This window comes from Plantactinospora sp. KBS50 (assembly GCF_002285795.1).
GTDB lineage: Bacteria > Actinomycetota > Actinomycetes > Mycobacteriales > Micromonosporaceae > KBS50.
The window spans coordinates 3,471,896-3,491,489 of record NZ_CP022961.1 but is presented as its reverse complement, the minus strand read 5'-3'; the positions used below and the strand labels follow the sequence as shown (position 1 = coordinate 3,491,489).

General features: G+C 75.0%; 15 protein-coding genes and 1 pseudogene. 8 read left to right on the top strand and 8 right to left on the bottom strand.

Going from position 1 to position 19,594, the window contains the following annotated elements:
- Positions 1-42: 42 nt before the first annotated feature.
- Together CIK06_RS15555 and CIK06_RS15550 are read left to right on the top strand one after the other, a co-directional pair.
- Entirely contained in the window at positions 43-999 is a 957-nt protein-coding gene (locus CIK06_RS15555) for an ATP-binding cassette domain-containing protein (protein ID WP_095567873.1), read from the top strand.
- Positions 996-1,829: an ABC transporter permease gene (locus CIK06_RS15550; RefSeq protein WP_095565427.1), complete on the top strand. Its 834-nt coding sequence runs from the start codon at positions 996-998 to the stop codon at positions 1,827-1,829. Before CIK06_RS15555 ends, CIK06_RS15550 begins: the two co-directional genes overlap by 4 nt.
- 175 nt (positions 1,830-2,004) lie before the next feature.
- Here CIK06_RS15550 and CIK06_RS15545 read toward each other — a convergent pair whose 3' ends face one another.
- A complete protein-coding gene (locus tag CIK06_RS15545; protein ID WP_198347875.1) occupies positions 2,005-5,190 on the bottom strand; it encodes a BTAD domain-containing putative transcriptional regulator in 3,186 nt (1,061 codons plus the stop codon).
- A 158-nt stretch (positions 5,191-5,348) separates the two neighbouring features.
- On the opposite strand from CIK06_RS15545, the gene CIK06_RS15540 reads away from it, so the two are divergent.
- The 5 genes from CIK06_RS15540 (at position 5,349) to CIK06_RS15515 (ending at position 10,865) form a co-directional block, all read left to right on the top strand.
- Entirely contained in the window at positions 5,349-5,930 is a 582-nt protein-coding gene (locus tag CIK06_RS15540) for a GNAT family N-acetyltransferase (RefSeq protein WP_095567872.1), read from the top strand.
- Positions 5,917-6,975, top strand: coding sequence for a pseudaminic acid synthase (pseI, locus tag CIK06_RS15535; RefSeq protein WP_095565425.1), 1,059 nt, complete (start codon positions 5,917-5,919; stop codon positions 6,973-6,975). The genes CIK06_RS15540 and pseI overlap by 14 nt, the downstream gene beginning before the upstream one ends.
- 11 nt (positions 6,976-6,986) lie before the next feature.
- Complete coding sequence (locus CIK06_RS15530) at positions 6,987-8,798, top strand: hypothetical protein (RefSeq protein ID WP_232533652.1); 1,812 nt, start codon at positions 6,987-6,989, stop codon at positions 8,796-8,798.
- Between the two features lie 130 nt (positions 8,799-8,928).
- A complete protein-coding gene (locus CIK06_RS15520; RefSeq protein ID WP_157756773.1) occupies positions 8,929-9,792 on the top strand; it encodes a hypothetical protein in 864 nt (287 codons plus the stop codon).
- On the top strand, positions 9,789-10,865 hold the full coding sequence (locus tag CIK06_RS15515) for a hypothetical protein (RefSeq protein ID WP_232533651.1): 1,077 nt from the start codon (positions 9,789-9,791) through the stop codon (positions 10,863-10,865). Before CIK06_RS15520 ends, CIK06_RS15515 begins: the two co-directional genes overlap by 4 nt.
- A 297-nt stretch (positions 10,866-11,162) precedes the next feature.
- On the opposite strand, the gene CIK06_RS15510 is transcribed toward CIK06_RS15515, so the two are convergent.
- Positions 11,163-12,047 (bottom strand): PaaX family transcriptional regulator C-terminal domain-containing protein, encoded by an 885-nt coding sequence (locus CIK06_RS15510; protein ID WP_198347874.1) that lies wholly within the window; start codon positions 12,045-12,047, stop codon positions 11,163-11,165.
- Between the two features lie 367 nt (positions 12,048-12,414).
- Here CIK06_RS15510 and CIK06_RS32460 point away from each other — a divergent pair, with 367 nt between their 5' ends.
- Positions 12,415-13,491 carry a cellulose-binding domain-containing protein gene (locus CIK06_RS32460; protein ID WP_095565421.1) on the top strand — a complete coding sequence of 359 codons (1,077 nt, stop codon included), beginning with the start codon at positions 12,415-12,417 and terminating at the stop codon, positions 13,489-13,491.
- A gap of 220 nt (positions 13,492-13,711) precedes the next feature.
- On the opposite strand, the gene CIK06_RS15500 is transcribed toward CIK06_RS32460, so the two are convergent.
- From CIK06_RS15500 to CIK06_RS15475, 6 genes and pseudogenes are all read right to left on the bottom strand, one after another.
- Positions 13,712-14,716: a glycosyltransferase family 2 protein gene (locus CIK06_RS15500; RefSeq protein WP_232533650.1), complete on the bottom strand. Its 1,005-nt coding sequence runs from the start codon at positions 14,714-14,716 to the stop codon at positions 13,712-13,714.
- Positions 14,713-15,983 (bottom strand): annotated as a pseudogene (locus CIK06_RS15495) (acyl-CoA reductase). The gene CIK06_RS15500 and the pseudogene CIK06_RS15495 overlap by 4 nt, the downstream one beginning before the upstream one ends.
- Positions 15,980-17,050: an acyl-protein synthetase gene (locus tag CIK06_RS15490; RefSeq protein WP_095565420.1), complete on the bottom strand. Its 1,071-nt coding sequence runs from the start codon at positions 17,048-17,050 to the stop codon at positions 15,980-15,982. The pseudogene CIK06_RS15495 and the gene CIK06_RS15490 overlap by 4 nt, the downstream one beginning before the upstream one ends.
- On the bottom strand, positions 17,047-18,501 hold the full coding sequence (locus CIK06_RS15485) for an AMP-binding protein (protein ID WP_095565419.1): 1,455 nt from the start codon (positions 18,499-18,501) through the stop codon (positions 17,047-17,049). The genes CIK06_RS15490 and CIK06_RS15485 overlap by 4 nt, the downstream gene beginning before the upstream one ends.
- The gene (locus tag CIK06_RS15480; protein WP_095565418.1) at positions 18,498-19,238 is read right to left on the bottom strand and encodes an SDR family NAD(P)-dependent oxidoreductase; all 741 of its coding nucleotides are present in this window, start codon (positions 19,236-19,238) and stop codon (positions 18,498-18,500) included. Before CIK06_RS15480 ends, CIK06_RS15485 begins: the two co-directional genes overlap by 4 nt.
- Positions 19,231-19,473 carry an acyl carrier protein gene (locus tag CIK06_RS15475; RefSeq protein WP_095567869.1) on the bottom strand — a complete coding sequence of 81 codons (243 nt, stop codon included), beginning with the start codon at positions 19,471-19,473 and terminating at the stop codon, positions 19,231-19,233. The genes CIK06_RS15480 and CIK06_RS15475 overlap by 8 nt, the downstream gene beginning before the upstream one ends.
- Positions 19,474-19,594 lie beyond the last annotated feature (121 nt).

The following is a 19,594-nucleotide window of genomic DNA, read 5'->3' as shown; positions in this document are numbered from 1 at the left end:
GGTGTGCGCGGGCTGTCAGCGGGCCGGGCCATGCTGGCCGGCATGAGTAACGCATTCGAGGCGGAGGGCCTGGTCAAGCGGTTCGGTACGACGACCGCGCTGGCCGGGATCGACCTCGCCGCACGCCGGGGGACCGTGCTGGGGGTGCTGGGGCCGAACGGCGCCGGCAAGACCACCGCGGTGCGGATCCTCGCCACACTGTTGCGCGCCGACGAGGGGCGCGCCACCGTCGGGGGGTACGACGTGGTCCGCGATGCCGCGCGGGTCCGTCGCATGATCGGGCTGACCGGGCAGTACGCGTCGGTCGACGAGGACCTGACCGGCACGCAGAACCTGGTGCTGATCGGCCAGTTGCTCGACCTGCGCCGCCGGGAGGCCAAGGCACGGGCGGCCGAACTGCTCGCCTGGTTCGACCTGACCGAGGCGGCCGGGCGGCCGGCCAAGACGTACTCCGGCGGCATGCGCCGGCGGCTCGACCTGGCCGCGAGCCTGGTCGGCCGGCCCGAGGTGATCTACCTGGACGAGCCGACGACCGGGCTGGATCCGGCCAAGCGCGAGGACATGTGGGGCGTGGTCCGCTCGCTCGTCGACGACGGCTCGACCGTGCTGCTGACCACGCAGTACCTGGACGAGGCGGACGCGCTGGCCGACGAGATCTCGGTGATCGACCACGGCCGGGTGATCGCGCACGGCACGCCGGCCGAGCTGAAGCGGATCGCCGGCAGCCAGACGATCGTGGTGCGGCCGACCGACCCGGGCCGGATCGGCGCGGCGGCCGACATCCTGCGCGCAGCCACCGGGGCCGACCCCGAACTGCCGCAGCCGGGCGTGCTCACCGTCCCGGTGGAGAACGACACGACGTTCACCACGGTGGTCCGCCGGCTCGACGAGGCCGGCATCGGGGTGGTCGAGCTGGCGCTGCGGCTGCCCAGCCTGGACGAGGTGTTCTTCACGCTCACCGGCCACGGTGCGCAGGAGCTTTCGGAGGTGGCGGCATGACCGCGGTGACCCAGGCGGCCCAGCCGCCGCAGCAGACCCGTACCCTGCGTCCCGAGGCGGCGCCGAAGCGGCCGTTCGGGCTGGTCCGGCACAGCCTCGCGCTGGCCGTCCGCAGCCTGATCAAGACCGCCCGGACCCCCGAGCAACTGCTGGACGTGACCCTGCAACCGGTCATGTTCGTGGTGATCTTCGTCTACCTGCTCGGCGGCGCGATCTCCGGTTCGCAGCACGCGTACCTGGAGTTCCTGCTGCCGGCGATCATGGTGCAGACCGTGCTGTTCGCGTCGATCGCCACCGGCGTCAGCCTGAACACCGACGTCGAGAAGGGGGTCTTCGACCGGTTCCGGAGCCTGCCGATCGCCCGGTCCGCGCCGCTTGTCGGTTCGGTGGTGGGCGATCTCGTCCGGTTCGTGGTCTCGATCGTGGTGCTGTTCGGGTTCGGGTACGCCATCGGCTTCCGGATCGGGACCGACCCGCTGTCGACCCTCGCGGCCTGCCTGCTGACGATCGGCTTCGCGTTCGCGATCACCTGGGTCGGGGTGCTGCTGGGGGTGCTGCTGCGCAGCCCCGGCGCGGTGCAGGGGACCGCGTTCCTGCTGATGTTCCCGCTGACCTTCGGCACCAACATGATGGTGCCGACGGACACGCTGCCCGGCTGGCTCCAGTGGTGGGTCAAGATCAATCCGGTGGCCGACGTGATGGACGCCGCCCGCGGCCTGATCATCGGCGGCCCGGTCGCCAGGCCGGTGACCCAGTCGCTGGTCTGGATGGTGGCGATCATCGCGGTCTTCGCGCCGCTCGCGGTCCGCGCGTACCGCCGCCGCGCCTGAGCGGCGGCACCGCCCCGCCGGGCGCTGATCGGGGCGGTGGTGGCCCGCCGGGAGGTCTTCCCGGTGCCACCGCCGCCCCGACCGTCGCGCGGGGTCGGCGGGGACGGGCAACCGGGGAGCGCCGGGGCGCCCGGCGGGACCGCCGGAGGGGTGGGCGCACCGGGCCGACGGACGCTCAGCGCACCGGGTTGGCGGTGATCAGCGCCAGCGCCTCCGCCCGGCTCCGGTCGTGCCCGCGGGCGTAGGCGGCGGCGTACGCCTGGTCGCCCAGCTTCGCCCGCAGCCGTTCGGCGAGCGCCTGCGCGTCGGCGTTGGACAGGTCGGGCCAGCCGCGCAGCGAGTCGGACGTGCCGAGCAGTTCCGCGGCCAGTTCGAGGCGGTCCTCGGCCGCCGCGATCGCCACCATCCCGACCGTCACGGTCGCCAGCGCCGGCATGTCCCGCGCGGCCGTGCCGCCCTCGACCGCCCGCAGGACGTACCGGCGGGCGGTGGCGAGGTCGCCGCGGGCCAGCGCCAGGTGTGCGGTGGCGACCAGCAGCAGCCCGTGGAACTGCGGCGCGGCCAGCGTCAACGCCGAGAGCCGGCGGTCGGCCTCGGCGAGGTGGCCGGCCGCCTCGTCCAGCGCACCCTCCTGCCGGGCGATGTCCCCGAGCATCACCAGCGCGTACGTGGTGGCCCGGCCGTCCTGGGCGGCCGCCTCGTCGGTCACGAACCGGCGCAGGTCCGCCCTGGCCGCCGCCACGTCGCCGGCGCGGGCGCGCGCCCCGGCCAGCCAGATCACCTGGAGCATCGGCTCCACCGAGGGGTTCAGTTCCCGGGACAGCCCGGCCGCCTCCTGAAGCGCCGCGGTCGCCGCCGCGTGGTCACCGCGCTTGCTCAGCGCGTCCGCGTACTGGCTGAGCACCATCGACAGGCTCCACCGCTCGCCGACCGCCCGCAGTTGGGTGATGGCCTGCAACTGGTCGGCCAGCATGCCCTCGGCGTCCCCGTCGTTCTCCTTGATCTGGCTGCGCATGGCCAGCAGCGTGCCCCGGGTCCACGGCTGCGCGTGGTCCAGCCCGCGGGCCACCGCGGCGAGTCCGGCGTCGGTGTCGTCGGTGAAGACCGACAGCGCCGGTTCGAGCAGCACCACGTACGGGTTGCCGGTCTCCGCCGCGGCCCGCACCGCCGCCGTCACGTCGGCGACCTGCACCGGCTCGGGGAAGCGGCCGTGCGCGAACGTGTCGGTGAGCATCCGCATGGCCAGCACGATGGCCCGCTCCGCCGGCAGGTCCGGTCCGGGCAGCGCGCTCGCCCGGGCGAGCACGTCGCCGCCGATGCCGCCGTCGCCCCAGATCGCCAGCGGCAGCGCGAGCGCCGCGCCGATCCGCAGCGCGGTGTCGGCGTCGCCGTCGTCGCAGGCCACGTGCAGCGCGCCGACGATGTTGTCCCGCTCGGCCTCCAGCAGCCGCAGCCAGGGCAACTGGCCGGCGGTGCGCAGGTGCGGGTCGGCGGTCAGCACCAGATCCCGGAAGTGCGCGGCGTACGCGCCCCGGGCCGCGCCGAGCCCGCCGGCGGCGGTGAGCCGTTCGAGGCCGTACTCCCGGATGGTCTCCAGCATCCGGAACCTGCCGTCGCCGACGACCTGGAGCAGCGACTTGTCCACCAGCGCGTCCAGCAGCGGTACGGCGTCCCGGCCGGCGACACCGGCCGCGGAGTCGGCGGTGATCGACGAGGGGAACACCGCCAGCCGTCCGGCCAGCTCGCGCTCCCGGTCGGTGAGCAGTTCCCAGCTCCAGTCGACCACCGCGCGCAGCGTCCGGTGCCGCGGCAGGGCCGTGCGGCTGCCGCCGGTCAGCAGCCGGAACCGGTCGTCGAGGCCGGCCGCGACCCGCCGCGGCGAGAGCGTCCGGAGCCGGGCCGCGGCCAGCTCGATGGCCAGCGGCAGGCCGTCCAGGCGGCGGCAGATCTCCACCACGTCCCCGACGTTGTCGCCGGTCACCGCGAACCCGGGCGTCACGGCCGCGGCCCGGTCGCGCAGCAGCTGGACCGAGGGGTACGCGAGCGCGTCGGTCGCGGTCGCGTCCGGCGGCGGCAGCCGCAGCGGCGGTACGGGGTCCAGCGCCTCGCCGAGGATGCCGAGCGGCTCGCGGGAGGTGGCCAGGATGCGCAGCGCCGGACAGCGGCCGAGCAGCTCGTCGGCGAGCCGGGCGGCGGCCTCGACGACGTGCTCGCAGTTGTCCAGCACGATCAGCGTCTCCCCGGCGGAGAGCACGTCGACCAGCCGGCCGAGGGTGTCCCGCGGGGTGGAGCGGGCCGGGTCGATCGTCAGGTCCCGGCGGCCGAGGGCGTCGAGCACGGCCCGCGGCACGTCCGCCGGGTCGGTGACCGGCGCCAGCTCCACCAGCCAGGCGCCGCCGGCCGTCCCGGCGGCCAGTTCGGCGGCGGCCACGCTGGCCAGCCGGGTCTTGCCGGCGCCGCCCGGCCCGAGGAGGGTGACCAGCCGGTTTCCGGCCAGCAGCGCGGTGACCTGGCGCAGGTCCCGCTCGCGCCCCACGAAGGTGGTGAGCGCGGCACGCAGGTTGCCGGGCGCCCGGTCCGCGCCGCTCGACGCCACCGGCGCGGCGAGCACCGGTGCCGCGGCCGGTGGCGCGGCCTCGCCGCGCAGCACGGCGAGGTGCGCGGCGCGCAGTTCGGGCGACGGATCGGCGCCCAGTTCCTCGGCGAGCCGGCGACGGATCCGTTCGTAGGCCGCGAGCGCGTCGGCGGGCCGGCCGGCGGCGGCCAGGGCGCGCAGGTGCAGCGCGGCGAGCCGCTCGCGCAGCGGGTGTGCGGTGGTCAGCTCGTCGAGTTCGGCTACCGGCGGCCCGCTCTGGCCCACGGCCAGCTCGGCGGCGATCCGGTCCTCCAGCGCGGTGAGCCGCAGCTCCGCCAGCCGGCTCGCGGCGGCGAGCGCGTACGGGGCGTCGGCGACCTCGGCGAGCGCCGGGCCGCGCCACAGGCCCAGCGCCTCGCGCAGCATCGGCAGGGCACCGGTGGCGTCCCCGCCGCGCAGCGCCGTCCGGCCGGCGTGGGTGAGCCGCTCGAACCGGCCGGCGTCGACGTCCTCGGCGCCGAGGACGAGCCGGTAGCCGGCCGGACCGGACTGCACCCCCAGCCCCGGCGCGACCCGGCGCAGCCGGGACACCAGGGACTGCACGGCGTTGGCCGGCTCGGCCGGCGGGGTGTCGCCCCAGAGCGCCTCGGCGAGCGCGGCCACGCCCACCGGCCGGCCCGGGTCGAGCGCGAGCCGGGTCAGCAGGGCACGCAGGCGCGCCCCGGCGACCGGTACGACCCGGTCGCCGTCGCGGACCTCCAGCGGCCCGAGGATCCCCACCCGCACGGGCTCCACTCTCTCACCCGCGGTCCGGCCCCGGGTCCGCCGACTCGGGCCCTCCTCTTCACCGGGGGTTTGCCTGACCACCCCTCGCACGTAACCGGAGCATAGGGTTCGGGCCGCTACGGTGGCCGCTGCACATCAATCGACAACCAGGGGTGCGGGTGCGGAACGGGCTGCGCGCGGTCGGCGACGACGATCGTGATCTTCTGCTCGGCTGGCGGAACCACCCCGAGGTCCGGCGGGTCAGCCTCACCACCCACGAGATCCGCGCGGACGAGCACCGCGCCTGGTGGGACGCGGTGCGCCGGGATCCGGCCCGGCGGGTGCTGGTGTACGAGCACGCGGGCGTGCCGGCCGGCGCGGTGGTCTTCGCCGACCTGCCGGGTCCGGACGGGTCGCCGGCCGCGGACGGGCCGGTCGAGCGGACCGGAAGCTGGGGCTACTACCTGGACCTCGCCGGCCTGCGGGAGCGCGGCGAGCTGCTGCCGGCCTGGCTCGGGCTGCAGGACGCGGCCGTCCGGTACGCCTTCGACGACCTGCGCCTGGACCGGCTCGGCGGGGAGACCCTGGCGGACAACGCGCAGGTGCTCGCCCTGCACCGCCGGTTCGGGTTCCGCGCGACGCGCCGCTACGAGCGCCCGGTCGACGGCGTACCGCGGGAGGTCGTCTGGACCGAGCTGGGCGCCGCCGACCGCCGTCCCCGCATCCCCACCAGCACCGGAGGTACCCGTGCAGCGCAGTGAGCCGTTCACCGTCGGCGATCACCGGATCGGCCCCGGGCAGCGGCCGTACATCGTGGCGGAGCTGTCCGGGAACCACAACGGTGACCTGGACCGGGCGCTGGCCCTGGTCGACGCGGTGGCCGAGGCGGGGGCGCACGCGCTGAAGCTGCAGACCTACACGGCCGACACCCTGACGGTGGACGTGGACCACCCGCGGTTCCGGATCGGCTCCGGGCACGACCTGTGGGGCGGCGAGCACCTCTACCGGCTGTACGAGCGGGCGCACACCCCGTGGGAGTGGCACGAGACGATCTTCGAGCGGGCGCGCAAGCACGGCCTGACCGCGTTCTCCAGCCCGTTCGATCCGACCGCGGTCCAGTTGCTGGAGGGCCTGGGCGCCCCGCTGTACAAGATCGCCTCCTCGGAGCTGGTGGACCTGCCGCTGATCCGGCTGGTGGCCGGCACCGGCAAACCGATGATCATCTCGACCGGGATGGCCACGGTGGCCGAGATCGACGCGGCGGTGCGCGCCGCGCGTGAGGGCGGCTGCACCGACCTGGTGCTGCTGGCCTGCACCGCCTCCTACCCGGCGCCGCCGGAACACAGCAACCTGCGCCGCCTGCCGGTGCTGGCCGACGTCTTCGGCACCGCGGTGGGACTGTCGGATCACACCATGGGGATCGGTGCCCCGGTCGCCGCCGTGGCGCTCGGCGCCTGCCTGATCGAGAAGCACGTCACGCTGGCCCGGGACGACGGCGGCGTCGACTCGGCCTTCTCGCTGGAGCCGGCCGAACTGGCGGCGCTGGTCGCCGAGTCCGAGCGGGCCTGGCAGGCGCTGGGCGAACCGGCGATCGGGCCCACCGAGGCCGAGCGGGAGGGGCTGCGGTTCCGCCGCTCGCTGTACGTGGTGGCCGACGTGCGCGCCGGCGAACCGGTCACCGCGGCGAACGTCCGGTCCATCCGGCCGGCCGGCGGCCTGCCGCCGGACACCCTGGGCAGCGTGCTCGGGCGGACCTTCCGGTCGGACGTGGCGAAGGGTACGCCGCTGTCCTGGGATCTGGTGTAGGAGACGGACACGTGTGGCTTGAGGCGGATCCCGCTGAACTGCGCTGGTTCCTGGAGGCGGCGGAGGTCTACTGGGCGAAGAACCTGCCCCGCCCCGACGACGACGCCGTGGTGGTGGTCGAGGCGTTCCACCAGGACGTCCGGGTCAACCTGCGCAACCTGGCGATGGCCAACGCGATCCGGCGGATCCGGCCGGCCCGGCTGGTGGTGCTGACCGGCGTCGAACAGCAGTGGCGGCGCACCCTGTGGCGCGGCTTCGACACCGGCCTGATCGGCCGGCTCGCCCGCTCCTTCGGCGCGTCCGACGTGGTCGACGTGTGGCGGATCGTGCTGGACGAGCGCGCCGGCGGGGCACTGACGGTGGCCGGCCGGGAACTGCCGCCGGGCGGGCCGGTCGACACGCCGACCCTGACCGGCACCGTGGACGCGACGTACTGCCGGCTGTTCAAGGTGCCGCGGCTGCCCGCCGGGCACGCCGGGCGGGAGGACTACCGTCGCCGGTACGCCTACGGCGCGGCGCTGTCCACCGTCTACGAGCGGCTGTTCGGCACCGGATCGGTGGTCGCGCTGGTCACCAGCCACGTCGACTACGACCAGTGGGGACTGGCCGTGGAGTCGGCCCGGCGTGCCGGCGTACCGGTGATACACACCCAGCAGACCGGCTGCCTGAAGGCGTACGGGCTGTTCCCGGAGTCGGACACCGGCACGGAGACGTTCCGGGCGGAGCTGACCCGGCAGATCGGCGCCGTCTTCGACCGGCACGTCTGGCGCCGGCGGGAAGAACTGCGACCGGCGGCCGAACTGGTGTCGTGGCGGGCGAAGGTGAACCTGGGCCGGCCGAGCTGGTGGCGCGGCGGCGGCGCGGCCACCGTGGACCTGGCCGACCCGGCCCAGCGCGCCCGGCTGCGCGGCCAGGTCGCCGCCCGGCTGGGCTTCGACGCGGACCGGCCGATCGTCGCGGTCTTCAACCACGCCGTCTCCGACGCCCTCGGTACCAACCGGGAGGCGCTGCCCAGCCTCGCCGACTGGTTCGCCGACACGGCCGGGTACGCGGCCGCGGACACCGCGGCGCAGTGGCTGTTCCTGGATCACCCCAGCCAGGGCCTGTACGACTCCACCGGGTTCTTCGACTCGGTCGCCCGGACCCACCGGGGCGCCCGGCACCTGCACTTCCGGCGCAGTTCGGCGCTGAGCAAGAACGCCCTGTGGAGCGTGGCCGACCTGGGCGTCACGGTCCGCGGCAGCGTCAGCAACGAACTGCCGGCGTACGGCATCCCGGTGGTCCAGGCCGGCTGGTCGGAGTGGAGCGCGTGCGGCCTGTCGATGGTGGCCGACGGCGCGCAGGACTACTGGCGGGTGCTGGGCGACTCGGTGACGGCCCTGGCCGGTGGCGCCGAGCTGATCACCGAGGAGCAGGTCCGGCGTGCCCGGCTCTGGCTGTGGCTCTACCGCAGCGGCAGCGACGTGGTCACCCCGCTGGTGCCGCACTGGGAGGTGTGGCCGGCCAACGACCTGCTGCGCTCGGTGCGTACCGCGTTCCGGCACATCGAGAGCGACGCCGACCCGCTGTTCGAGGCGGTGCGCCGGATGTGGACCGGCCGGGAGCCGATGCTGACCCGGCTCGACCTGGCCGCCGCGTCGCCGAACGGCGCCGCCGGTGCCGGTGCCGGCGCAGCGGCCGACGCCCGGCCCGGCCGGTCGTCGGGGCCGGACGGGCCGGAAGTGCCGGACGGGCCGGACGGGGCCGTGGACCCGGTCGGGCCGGGCGGCCCCGCCGCCGCGGCCGGTCCCGCGACGCCGGCCGACCCGGTCGGGGCGCGGTGATGACGGTCGGTCGGTGGTTCCGCACGGACCTGGACGAGCCGCCGGTTTCCGCCGCCGTACCGGTGGAGCTGTCCGGCGGCCGGGAACCGGCGCTGGCGGTGGTCGACCAGCTGGCCCGGGGACCGGCATCGTGGGGCGGGTCATCGGCGACGCGGGGGTGGCGATGCTGCGTCTGCGGCCGGTGGACCGGGCCGTGCGGGTGGCGGTGACCGTGTCGCTCGACGACACGGCGACCCGGTGGTGGACCGACCGGGTCCGGCCGGCCCGGTCGCAGGCCGAGCGGCCCCGGCTGGTGCTGGTGCGCTCGCAGGGCCGGCTGCGCGGCGCGGTCGTGCTGGCCCGCCGCCAGGGCTGGCGCAACGGCGCCGGGTCCGCCGCCACGGTCAGCTTCGACCTCGACCCGGCCGAACTGGCCGACGGGCTGCTCGCGGTGGAACTGGCCGGGCCGGCGGTGCCGCTGCCGGACTGGGCGGCCGGCCGGCTGTCCCGCAACGGCGTACTGGGCCTGCGGATCGACCGGGTGACGGTCCGGCCGGCCACCGGTGCGGCGCCGGCCGGACCGGTGCCCGAGGCGCACAGCGCGCTGGTGGTGGTGCCGGCCGGGCGTACCGCCGAAGGGCTGCGACTGCGCGCCTACCGGGTCCCGCCCGCGCCACCGCCGCCGCGTACCCCGGGCAACCGGTGGACCCGGCAGAAGCCGGCGCGGGCGGTGTTCAAGGTGTCCCGACTGGCCCGCCGGGTGGCCGGCCGGGCCGGCGCCGCGGTGACCCCGCCGGCCGCCCGGCCCGGGCGGCTGGGCGGCCACGCCGTCGACCTGGCGACCGGCGCGGCCGTGCCGGTGACGCTGCGGCGCACGGGCGCCGACCGGTACGACGTCCGGCTCGCCGCGGCGGCGGCCGGCCCGGTGCTGCTCGGCCTGGTGGATCCGGCGGGCGTACGGCGCGAACGCAGCGCACGGCAACCGGCCTGGCGCCCGGTGGGAGGGTGGGAGTGAGCCCGCTGTTCCGGCTCGGGCAGCGGGACCGGTCCGTACTGCGGCCCCGGCTCGGCCGGGATCCCGAGCGCAACCGGCGGGTCCTGCAGGAGGCGCTGGACGGGACGCCGGGCGGCACCCTGCTGCTGCCGGCCGGCCGGCACGAACTCTCCGCCGGCCTGGTGGTCCCGGCCGGCTGGACCGTACGCGGACCGGCGCTGACCGACCCGGACCGCACCGGTGCGCGGCCCACCGCCGGCGAACCGCTGACCTGGTTGGCCCAGTCCTGGCCGGACGAGCGGCCCATGCTGCACGTGCTCGGCTCCGGCGTCCGGGTGGCGGACGTGGGTCTGGAACCGGCCCCGGCACATCCGGGGGAGCACGGTGGGGACCGCGGCACCGCCGTCACGGTCGGCCGGTACCTGTACGACGAGCCGGCCGACTGGGTCCGGGACGTCGAGATCCGCGGCGTGCACGTGCGCCGCCGGCCCGGCGACCGGACCGCGAACAGCATCGCCCTGATGGGCGCGGTGGCCGGGGTGACGGTGCGGGACGTCAGCGTGACCGGCGGCTACACGGCGGTGGCCGTGCACTGGGGCGCCGTGGGCAGCGGCGTCGAGGCGATCAGCGGGCCGTCGTACCACCCGCACCGGCTGCACCTGGGCGAGTTGCGGGTCCGGGACGCGATCGAGGGCTTCTACCTCAGCTCGGTGCACGACGTGACGGTCTCCGGCGCCTGCCTGCGGGACGTGCAGATGGGGTTCCGGCTGCTGCCGGGCGACAACACGACCCGGTTCGCGGGCGACCCGGAGACCATCGGGCGGCGGATCGAGATCGCCGACGTCTGCGTGCGGTGGACCGGCGAGCACTACGCGGTCCGGATCGCCGGGTGGGGACGCAGCGAGGTGGACGGTCAGGTCTCGGTGCTGCGCTACGCCGACACGGTGGTGCGGGACTGCGTGTTGCGCCGGGCCGGCGGCACGGACGCCCGGTCCTGGGCGCCGTTGCTGCTGGAGCGGGCCGCCGGGGTGGCGCTGCGGGGAATCCGGGTGGAGAGCGCCGACGACGGCGTGTGCTGCCCCCGCACGCCCTAGCTGGTACTGCGCCTCTCCCGCCGTGCCCGGCCACACCCGGGCCATACCCGGGCCACACCCGGGCCACGCCCGGGACGCGCCCGGGGCGCGGCCGTCGGGCCGCCGCGGTCCGGACCCCTTCCGGTTGACATCGGTCGATGGGTGCCGCCAGAATGCAATGGTGAGCGCTATGTGTACACCCGTTCGCATTCCGAACAGATCGGCGACGGGTGGCGGCGGGATTCCGCCCTGACCTGCGGTGGATGCGGGCTGGATGTCGGGGAAGGGCGCGCCGGCGGATCGGACGCCGGCCGCTGGCTACGCGGGCTGCCGGCTGATCCGGCTCCACTCCCGGGTCGCCGCGGGTTCCCACCGCGCGTGCTGGCGCTGGAACAGCCGGGCGGCGCGGGCACCGCTCCAGCGATCCGGCAGGAGTTCGCCGGGCAGCGCGGGATCGATCAGCGGAAGGCGGCGCCAGGCGTGCACGAGCTGGGTGAAGCGGACGATCGGGTCGGCGGAGGGGGGCCGGGTGAACCCGGCGATGAAGTCCTCGTAGCTGCGCTCGATCTGGTCGAGATCCCAGGCCGCGCGGACCAGGTTCGGCAGTTCGGCGCCGCCGAGGTACTCGGAGAGGAAGATCTGCGCGTGCTCGTACGCGCCGGTCTCCCGGAGGATGAGTTCGGCCTCCTTGACCCGGTCGGTGTGGGTGCTCACCCAGACGCCGGGCGCCGGCCGGCCGAACCCGGCCCAGCCCAGCCGGGTGTGCAGCGCGTGCCGGCCGGTCCGGTTGCTCTCCGGCATCCGGGCCAGCACCAGCAGCCAGCGACGGTCCCAGTCGGGCTGGGTCCCGGTGAACCCGAGGATCCGGTGGGCGCCCAGGTCGAGGAAGCGCTCGAAGCCGGGGTTGAGCCGCCACCACGTGTACCGTCCGTCCCGCCGGGAGGTGAGCCAACCATCCGCTGAGGCGCGGATCAGGGCCTGTCGACAGGCCGGTTCCGCGATGCCGAGTCGGCCCAGCGCGTCGATGAACGCCGACGTGGGTGCCGGCTGCCGCGCCGGGCGGACGTAGTCGCCGAGGACGGTTATCAGCAGTCCCTTGACTCCGCCGCTGCCGGCGGCGTAGCGCCGGGAGAGGACGAACCGCTCCCGGGAGGCCCTGCCGTACGGCCTGGGCGGGGTGTCGGTGCCCCGCCGCTCAGGCATGCCCGGGGTGGTGGTCGGCCGGCAACCCGTTCCGCGGATCTGTACGCATCCGGGGATTCTATGGCCCGGCCGCCGCCGGATCAGCAACTTCCTTGATCGACACCGGGAACTGCGTCGAAACATGTGACAGTCGGTTGACGGATCGAATTGGATCTGTTTTCTCTGGTGAACCCGCGCCATGTGCCTTGAGCTGCCGAAACCGTCCTCTTCGAAGGGCTCTTGGTGCGGCGGAACCGATCGAAAAGTTTGTCCCGGGAATCGATACGGGCGCACTTTGTTCGACGAATCCGTTGACCACCGACATGAGTTTGTAACATGATGCCAGTGACAAAGCTCGATGTATCTGGGCAGTTTTCGAGGAGGGACCATGCAACCAACTCGGTTTCGCATACTCGTTGCGGCGGCCGTGCCGCTGGCGGCGGCCGTGGCGGTGGGCGCGGTGTCGGTCACCGCGCACGCGGCCACGGCCGGTTGCCAGGTCGACTACGCGGTGAGTTCACAGTGGCCGGGGGGTTTCGGCGCCAACGTGACCGTGACCAACCTGGGTGACCCGGTCAGCAGTTGGACCCTGACCTGGTCGTTCGGGGCCGGCCAGCAGGTCACGCAGGCGTGGAACACCAGCCTGAGTCAGAGTGGTGCGCAGGTGACCGCGCGCAACGTCAGCTACAACGGCAACCTCGGCACCAACGCCAGCACGGCCTTCGGGTTCAACGGCTCGTGGAACGGCAGCAACCCGGTGCCGACGAACTTCGCGCTCAACGGGGTGGCCTGCAACGGCTCCACCCAGCCGACGTCCGGCCCGACCACGGGTACGCCGACCCCGCCGCCGTCCACCGCGCCGCCCACGACCCCGCCCACGACGCCGCCCGCGACCCCGCCGCCCACGACGCCCCCGCCGACCGGCGGCCCGCAGACGCCGAACTCGATGGGCTTCATCGGCTGCTCGATGGCGGAGAACGTGGCGCAGGGCTACGTCGCGGACGGCGGCCGGCGCATGTGGGGCCCGTACGGCACGGGCGGCATGGTGGTGCAGAACTGGACCAGCACCAACTCCAGCGCCTGGCAGCTGTTCGACCAGCAGGCGAACCGGTACGGCCGGCCGTCCGCCGTCTGGGTGCAGATCTGCATCTTCGCCCAGAACGGGGTGACCTACAACGAGGTCAAGCAGCTCATCGCGAACGCCCGGCAGCACGCCGCGGCAGGAGCGACGATCTACATCACCGGCCAGCCGCTCTACGACGCCGGCCAGAGCTGCTTCCTGGCCGGTAGTGGCGGTCCGGAACTGACCGACAGCATGGCGCGGCAGGCCGCCGCGGACGCCTCGCAGAACGTGACCTACCCGGGCGCGTTCCGGCTGCACAGCAACGAGGTCGCGGACGGCTGCCACGCCAACACCGCCGGCCAGGCATCGCTGGGCCAGCAGGCGCTGTCCTTCTGGGGCTAGCCCCAGAAGCGCACCGCCGGGCCGCGGCGACGGCGCCGCGGCCCGGCGCCGCCGGAGGGTTCGTCCGGACACCACACCGGTGTCCGGACGAACCGCCGGAGGCGGTCCGCCGCGCGCCGGCCGGAACCCCTCAGCCGGAACCTCAGCCGGAACCTCCGCGGGAAACCCCGGCTCGGAACCCCGGCCCGGAACCCCTCGACCGGATGTCTCGGCCGGAGTCTCAGCCGGGCACCGACGTCGGCGCGTCGAACGCCGCCGCCGGGCTGGGCTGGTCGGCCGAGTCGAACGCCACGTGGTACACCGGCCGGTCCTGCACCGCCGCGTAGATCCGCCCGACGTAGCTGCCGAGCAGTCCCAGGCAGATCAACTGGACCGCGCTGAGCAGCAGCACCGCCAGGAACAGCGACGTCCAACCCGGAATCACCGTGCCGTTGGCGTACACCACCGCGCCGTACCCGATCAGCGCCAGGCAGGCGAGGAACGCGAGCGTGCCCAGCCAGGTCGCCAGGCGCAGCGGCGCCGCCGAGAAGCTGGCGGTGCTCTCCCAGGCCAGCGCCACCATCCGGCGCAGCGGATACTTGGTCCGCCCGGCCACCCGCCCGGCGCGCGCGTACCGCACCTGCGCGCTGGGAAAGCCGAGCGCGGGCACCAGCAGCCGGTAGACCGGCGACCGCTCGGGCAGGTCCCGCAGCGCCGTCACGGCCGCCCGGCTGAGCAGCCGGAAGTCGCCGGCCTGCGCCGGCACCTCGGCGCCGACCAGCCGGCGCATCAACCGGTAGTACGCCCCGGCCGTGTGCCGCTTGAACGGCGTGTCCGTGCTCCGGTCGGCGCGCACCCCGTACACCACGTCGACGCCGGCGGCGTGGGCCACCCGCAGCATCTCGGCGATGGTCTCCGGCGGGTCCTGCAGGTCGGCGTCGATGCTCACCACCCACTCGCCGCGGGCGCGGTGCAGCCCGGCGGTGAGCGCGGCCTGGTGCCCGCTGTTGCGACGCAGCCGCACGATCCGCAGCTGCGGCCAGGTGCGGCCGTGGTCGAACAGCACGGCCGCGGTGGCGTCCCGGCTGCCGTCGTCGACCGCCACCACCTCGTAGCCGACGCCCAGCCCGTCCAGCACCGGCCGGAGCCGGGCGACCAGCGGCGGGACGGCGTCCTGCTCGTTGAACATCGGGACGACGACCGACAGGGTCGGCGCCGGCCCGGTTGCCGCCGTCTGCGCGCTCACGTGCGCAGGGTGGTCAGTCGGGTGAACTCGCGGGTCAGGTCGTAGCCGTCCCACACCGCGTCGAAGGTGAGCGCCGCGCCGAACGGGACGATCCGGTCCACCCCGCGCCCGCCCAGGGCCGCCGCGAACTCCGCCAGCTCACCGGCCGGGAAGCCGAAGTGGGTGAACGTCTGGTCCCGCCGGGTGATCAGCGGCACGATGTCGGCCAGCGTCGGCACGGTGGCGAACGGGAACGCCCCGGCGCCCAGCCAGGTCCGCGGCAGCGTCACCGGCTCGGCCAGCACCATCCCGGTCACCGCGTTGCCGGCGAAGGTCACCGTCCGCACCGTGCCGGCCGCGGCCAGCCCGTACGCGGACACCTGCTTCTGCACGGCCATGGCCGCGTCCACCTGCCAGCCCCGGTCGGCCACCGCCTCGCCCAGCGCGGCCAGGAACTCGGCGCGCACCTGTTCGGCCGCCGCGGGCGGACCCACCAGGAACACGGTGCGCGGCGACGCGCAGGCGGCCTGGTCGAACCAGTACGCGTCGTTCGCGAACCCGGTCACCGCGGCGCGCCGGGCGGCGGAGTCCGCGGCCCGCCAGCCGGCCACCGACAGCGCCGCCCAGGACGACCGGTCGGGGAAGGTGAGGTCGCGGGCCGCGGCCCGCAGCGGGTGCCGGCGGATCTCGTCGACGGCCGCGTCGCCGCCCCAGATCACCCGCAGGTCGCACCAGTGGCTCAGCGCCGCGGTCACCGCGTCGTCCCGGCCGTACGTGATCATCCGCTGGCTGCCGGCGACCACCGGGTCGGCCTCGGCGAGGGTGTCGTTCAGCGCCGCCAGCACGGTGTCGGCGGCGGCCGCGGCCCGGCCGGAGATCCGCACGATGTTGGCGTTCCCGGCGAGCGCGGACAGCGCCCAGGAGTAGACGAAGATGGTGTCCACGTTCGCCGGGGGATGTGCAGGACGTTGCCGCGCGGGAAGACGTACGCGTCCGGGGCGCGCATCCGGGCCACCGCGCGGGACAGTTCGGCCGGCCGCAGGAAGTAGCCCAGCGAGCCCAGTTCGGGATGCCGGCGGGCGACGGCCGGGGCGAGCAGCCGGCGGGCGAACCGGGCCAGGAAGTCGAGGATCCGCTCGTCGCCGACGGCCAGCCGGTCCCGCACCGGCAGCCCGGCGCCGCTGCGTGCCGCGCCGGCAGGTCCCGCGCCGGTCGGGTCGGCGCCGGTCAGGTCGGCCAGCTCGGCCGGGCCGATCGGCGGCCCGGCGGGAAACCGCTGCTCGATCATCGGACGCCGCCGACCGCCGCGGGCTCCCGGTAGGTGTCGCTGCACCCGCGGGCCTGCGCCCGGGGCAGCCGGCCGAGCACCCGGAACCGCTTGCCCGGCCAGTCGCCGTCGTCCACGCCGTCCACCACCCCCAGGTCCTCGGTGAGCAGCACGTTGCCCGGGTACGAGCGCGGCAGCGTGCTCACCACCTCGATCAGACCGGGCCGGCCCACCGGCTGCTCGGCCCAGGTCTGCGGATCCCGGACGATCACGTCGGCGAAGTCCGGGCAGTACAGCGAGCCGCCGCTCGGTCCTTCCAGGAACACCGTGCCGATCTGCTCGGCCATCCCGTAGAAGTTGTGCACCCGGCGCAGCCCGGTGTCGGCGGCCAGCCGGCGCCGGAACTCGGCCGGGTCCACCGCCCGGTCGGCCAGCTGCTTCCAGCCGCCCGAGTGGATCAGGATGCCGTTGCCCAGGTCCAGCCCGTGCTCCCGGGCCACCTCGTACAGGTGCAGCCAGACCAGGTAGGTGAAGCCGAAGACCAGGAACGGCGCGTCGCCGTGCCGGGCCAGGAAGTCCCGCAGCGCCGGTACGTCGGGTCGGCCCTCGGCATCCAGCGCCCAGGCGTGGTCCCGGCCGAAGGTCGCCATTCCCAGCACCCCGGCGCCGCGGGCGCTGAACGAGCGCCGGTCCCGTACCGTGGCGCGGCTGTCCACCAGGATCATCGGCAGCCGGTGCGGCCCCAGCACGGCCTGCAACGTGGCGCCGAGCTGCCGGGTCTGGGTGGCCGCGGCCTCCCGGTCCAGGTAGATCCGGCTGATGTCGCCGGTGGTGCCGGACGAGGTGACCACCTTGAACACCTCGTCGGCCGGGATGCTGCGCAACTGCTCGTGCTTGAACAGCCGCACCGGCAGCCACGGCAGGTCGGCGACCCGGTCGTACTCCTCGTGCGGATGGCCGGTGGCGGCCAGGATCCGGGCGTACGGCGGGCACCGGTCCCGGTGCCGGTGCAGCAGCCCGACCAGCTCGGTCAGCAGGGCGCTCTCGCGGTCCGGTTGGGCCAGCGAGAAGGGTGCAGCGGTGGTCACCGCAGGGCCTCCAGGGCACGGTAGTCCACCTTGCCGGTGGACAGCAGGGGCAGCGCGTCGATCGACCGGACGTCCAGTCCGGACACGTGGCTGCCGAGGAACCGGGCGAGTTCCGAACGGGCGGCGCGCGCCTGCCCGTCGGTGGCGCCCTCGACGAAGACGTGGATCCGGTCGTCCCCGGCGACGGCCGCGACCGGTCCGAGCCCGCCGGCGGGTGCCCGGTCGGCCCCCGGCTCGCTCGGCGCGACGGGTGCCGCGCCGGTCAGGTGCCGCTCGACGTCGTCCAGGTTGACCCGGGTGCCGAACACCTTGCCGATCCGCGACTGCCGGCCGGTGATGAACAGGAACCCGTCCCCGTCCACCCGGCCCAGGTCGCCGGTGCGCAGCACCCCGCCCAGCACGTCGCCCCGGGCCAGGTCGGCGGCGCTCTCGGCGTACCCGAGCATCACGTTCGGGCCGCGGTAGACGACCTGCCCGTCCTCGATCGACACGGCGCCGCCGGGCACCGGCAGGCCGACCGAGCCGAGCTTGTCGACCAGCCGCTGCGGGGGCAGCACGGTCATCCGGGCGGTCGCCTCGGTCTGCCCGTACATGACGTACATCCGGGTGCCCGCGTCCGCGGCGCGGGCGGCGAAGTCGGCCAACAGCTCCGGCCGCAACCGGCCGCCGGCCTGGGTGAGGGTGCGCAGCAGCGGATGCTGCGCCGGGTCGAACCGCAGCCGGCGCAGCATCTCGTACTGGTACGGCACGGCCGCCAGCGAGGTCGCCTTGTGTTCCCGCACCGCCGTCCAGAAGTCCGGCCGGAGGAACCCGGTGCGCTCCAGCAGCACCGTGCCGCCGGCCAGCAGGTGACTGTTGAGCACGCTCAGCCCGTACGAGTAGAACAGCGGCAGCGTGGTGGGCGCCACCTCGTCCGGATCGATCCGCAGGCACCGCGCGATGGCGTCCGCGTTGGCCGCCAGCGCCGCGCCGGAGAGCCGGACCAGCTTGGGGTTGCCGGTGGAACCGGACGTGCCCAGCAGCAGCGCCAGAGCCGGGTGCGGCTGCACCGCGCCCGCGGCGGTGCGCGACCAGACCGGACCCAGCCCGGCCGGCTCGACCGCCCGGTAGCCGGCCGGCGGCCCGCCGTGCCTCCCGTCGACCCCGGTGACCAGGGCCGGCGCGAACCGGTCCAGGTAGCCGGCCAGCCGGTCCCGGGACAGGTACGGGTCGAGCAGCGCGACCGGCCGGCCGGCGGCCAGCGCGCCCAGGTACCGGACGATGGCCGGGATCTCGGTGGGCATCAGCGCCAGCACGATGCCGGCGGGTTCGCCGGCCGCCCGGCGCCGCTCGGCGTCCCGGGTGAGGGCGGCCGCGGCGGCCTCGACCTGCCGGCCCAGTTCGGCGCCGTCGACCTGCCGGCCGGTCCCGGCGTCGACCAGCCGCGCCTGCGGATGGAGTGCGAGGGTCACGGCACGATGCCCCCGTCGACGCCCAGGACCTGCCCGGTGACGAACCCGGCCCGGCGGCTGAGCAGGAACTCGACCACCTCGGCGACGTCCTCGGGCGTGCCGAGCCGGCGCAGCGGGGTGGCGGCCACCCGCTGCGCGCGGCCGGCCTCGTCCAGCGTGGCCAGCATGTCGGTGCTGATGAAGCCCGGCGCCACGGCGTTGACCCGGATGCCGCGCGGCCCCAGTTCCTTGGCCGCGGACCGGGCCAGCCCGGCCACCGCGGCCTTGCTGGCCGCGTAGGCGGCCTGGCCCGCGGCGCCGGCCGTGCCGGTCACCGACGAGACGAGCACCACCGCCGGGTCGAGGCCGCGCCGCAGCAGCCGCACCGACTTCTGCAGGGTGTACGCCGCGCCGACCGCGTTCACCTCGAACAGTCGCCGCACCAGGGCGTCGTCGGTCATCCCGAGCATCCCGGCGGCGTGCGTGCCGGCGTTGACCACCAGCGCGTCCAGCCGGCGGAACCGGTCGAAGACCAGCCGGGCCAGCGCGTCGCCGGTGGCCGGGTCGGCGACGTCGCCGGCCGCCGGCACGGCCCGTACCCCGAACTTCCCGGCCAGTTCCTCGGCCACCGGCTCGACCGCCTCGGTGGTGCGCGCGTGCAGCACGAGATCGTGGCCGGCCTCGGCCAGCCGGGTGGCCACGGCCCGGCCGATGCCGCGGGAGGCACCGGTGACCAGCGCGACCCGCGGCTCAGTCATGAAGCTCCACCCCGTACTTGTCGAGAATGCGCACCGCCTCGGTGAAACTGCTCAGATTGATCACGTCGTCGGTGTCCAGCATGACCCCGAACCGGTCCTCGATCGTGGCGACCAGGGACATGTGGGCCAGCGAGTCCCACGCTTGCGTCGGGTAGCGCAGGTCATCCACCGGGGCGTCGGGCGCCAGGTCCAGCGAGGATCGGAAGACGTCGCGCAGTTCGTGCAGCTCAGGCATGGTCGCTCTCTCGATGTGGGCAGGGGTACCCACCCTCGCGCATCGGTGCCGTCGGGTCCGCAAATCGGAGCTGAACGGTGTGTGAATAGCGGCTTGCGCTTTATCTGACCATTCCTCTGCG